The 2869-nt window shown below is 67.5% G+C and carries 2 pseudogenes; one reads left to right on the top strand and one right to left on the bottom strand.

The window, feature by feature from the left end:
• Positions 1–190: 190 nt before the first annotated feature.
• A pseudogene (locus AB0D12_RS41065) lies at positions 191–1354 on the top strand (IS1380 family transposase); the annotation flags it as partial.
• Here AB0D12_RS41065 and AB0D12_RS41060 read toward each other — a convergent pair.
• A pseudogene (locus tag AB0D12_RS41060) lies at positions 1337–2515 on the bottom strand (IS3 family transposase). The pseudogenes AB0D12_RS41065 and AB0D12_RS41060 overlap by 18 nt on opposite strands.
• Positions 2516–2869: the final 354 nt, after the last annotated feature.

Below are 2869 nucleotides of genomic sequence, written 5' to 3'. Positions count from 1 at the left end.
CGGATCGCCCACACGTTCCGACCATCACCATCATCGACGCCACCAAACCCAAACGGGTCAGACGCATACCAAAGCCCTAAGTAACCGGTATTGGCACTAGCCTCGCCGTTTCGGTTGGGGCGGGTCCAGATGGTGGCCAGTAACGCGAAAGTGCCTTCTGAGCTGGGACGATGAACCTTGTCTAGGGGTTCTGTCGTTCCAAGCGGAAGGCACTTTCTACGTGCAGGCTATCGGGTCGCGTCCCAAGCTTTATGTCACCGCTGACGGGTCGGGGGTGGTCGGGCATGCCGGAGCGCGGTTGCTGGGGGATCTCGCCGATGCGACTGGGCTGACGGCCGCGTACTGCGATGCGCTGCGGCTGTTGCGGCCGCGTGGGACCGGCCACGACCCGGGTCGGGTCGCCGCCGATCTGGCGGTGATGCTCGCCGACGTCGGCGAGACCATGACGGACCTGGCCGTTCTGCGCGACCAGCGGGACGTATTCGGACCGGTGGCGTCCACACCTACGGCCTGGCGGCTGCTCGCGGCCATCGACGAGCGTGTGCTGGCCCGGCTGCGGGCGGCCCGTGCCCAGGCACGCGAGGTGGCCTGGCTGCAGGCAGCCGAAAACGGTGAGGGCATACCCGCCGCCGGGGCGGCCGGCCGTGCTCTGCCCGGCCTGGTCCTGGACCTCGACGCCACGCTGGTGGCCTGCCACTCGGACAAGGAACAGGCCGCCGCCAACTACAAGGGAGGGTTCGGCTATCACCCGTTGCTGTGCTTCCTGGCCAACACCGGCGAGGCCCTCTCAGGACGGCTGCGACCGGGCAACGCCGGAGCGAACACCGCAGCCGATCACATCGCGGTGCTGGACGACGCTCTCGCCCAGCACACCGACACCCACCGCTACGGCACCCCGGTCCTGATCCGGACGGACTCCGCCGGCTCCGCGAAAGCCTTCCTCCACCACCTGCGCGACCTGCGGATTCACGGGATGGACATCGGCTTCTCGGTCGGCATGGCGGTCACTTCCGACGTCCGCCGGGCGATCCGCTCGCTGCCCGAGCGCATCTGGCTCCCCGCTCTCGACCAGGATGGCTCCTTGCGTCAAGGGGCACAGGTCGCCGAACTGACCGGCCTGGTCGAACTTCCCGGCTACCCGGACGGCATCCGCTTGATCGTGCGTCGTGAACGCCCTCACCCCGGCGCCCAGCTCTCGCTCTTCGACCAGGACGAAGGCATGCGCCACCAGGTGTCCCTCACCGACACCGGCTACGACGGCGGCGGTTCCATCCAGTATCTGGAGGTCCGGCACCGCGGACACGCCACCGTCGAGGACCACATCCGCTGCCGGTTGTCATGCGGCGGTGGCCAGCGTAGTTGATCGCTGTTCGTAGGTGATCGGGCTGATCGGGCCGAGACGGGAGTGCCGTCGGCAGGTGTTGTAGCGGGTCGCCCAGCGGAAGACCGCGAGGCGGGCCTCACGCGCCCCGTTCCACCGCTTCCGCCCCTGCAGCGTCTCGCGTTTCATGGTCGCGTTCAGGCTCTCCGCGGCGGCGTTGTCCGCACTCGTGCCGACCGCGCCGCGCGATCTGGTCACGCCGAGCGCCGAGCAGACCTGGGCGAACTCCTTCGACACATATTGCGCCCCGTTGTCGCTGTGGAAGATCGCCCCGCGCAGGCCGTCGGCACCCCGGGCTCTCGCGGCGGCCTTGAGCGCGTCTGTTATCAGCTCGGTGCGCATGTGGTCGGCGATCGACCAGCCCGCCAGGCGTTTCGAGCGCAGGTCCAACACCGTTGCCAGATAAAGGAATTGGCCGTTGCCGACGGGGAGATAGGTTATGTCGCCCACGTACTTGGAGTTCGGCACCTGGGCGGTGAAGTCCCGCTGGAGCAGGTCCGGAACCGGCGTCGCCGACGGCTCGGGAATGGTCGTGCGAACCTTCTTGCGCAGGTGCAACCCGACGATGTGGAACTTGCGCATGACGCGCTCGACGCGCTTGTGATTGACCCGCCGAGGAGTCCTTCAGCTCAGCGGTGACGCGCGGGACTCCGTAGGTGCCGTCCGATTCCTGATGGATCTGGGCGATGCGTTCGGCGAGCTCGGCGTCCGCCCGGGCCCGGCCGGCCCGCGCGTCCGCGCCGGCCAGCCATCGGTAGAAGCCCGACCGCGAGAGCGAGAGTATCCGGCACAGCCGCTTGACGCCGAAGGCGTCACGGTGATCGTCGACGAACTGGAAGCGGCTGCTCACCAGCTGGTCTCGGCCGCAAAATACTCCGCGGCCCTCCGCAGGATCTCCCGCTCGAGCTCGAGTTCCTTGACCCGGGCCCGCAGCTGCCGGTTCTCCTTCTCCATCGCGGTGGCCTCCACGACCCCGGGCTGGGCGGCCTGCTCGGCATCCAGCACCCAAGTGCGGAGCGTCTCGTGGTTGATGCCCAGGTCCTTGGCCACCGACGCGTACGTCCCACTCGCGCTCGAGTGGTACAGCGCGACGGCATCGGCCCGGAACTCAGGCGAGTACTTCGACGTCCCCAACGGGAACTCCTGTCCTATGGATCTTCACGTTCCAATGATCAGGGTGTCCACGATCAAGGGGAAACGCCCTACAGTCCCCTTCGGGAATGACGCCCGCACGACCCGAGCGGTCAGCTCCGGCACCCCACGGTCGTCCCGAGACTCCAGCGACACCCAGCCCCCTCGCTCCGACGAACAGAACGATCATGCCAACCCCAGCAAGCCGACGAGACGGTTTGCGGAATCCCCAACGGAGTCATTCAGGAGGGGGAGAAGTCAATGAGCCTTTTCAGAGCGGCCACCGATCGGGTGACAGTCGGGCGGTCGTGGACCGAGGAAGAACGGACAAGGCTCCCCGGCAGTTGAGCGAGGTAT

It is taken from the genome of Streptomyces sp. NPDC048479 (genome assembly GCF_040651435.1).
Classification (GTDB): Bacteria; Actinomycetota; Actinomycetes; order Streptomycetales; family Streptomycetaceae; genus Streptomyces.
The sequence above is the reverse complement of the archived record's forward strand: the minus strand, read 5'-3'. Positions and strand labels throughout refer to the sequence as shown.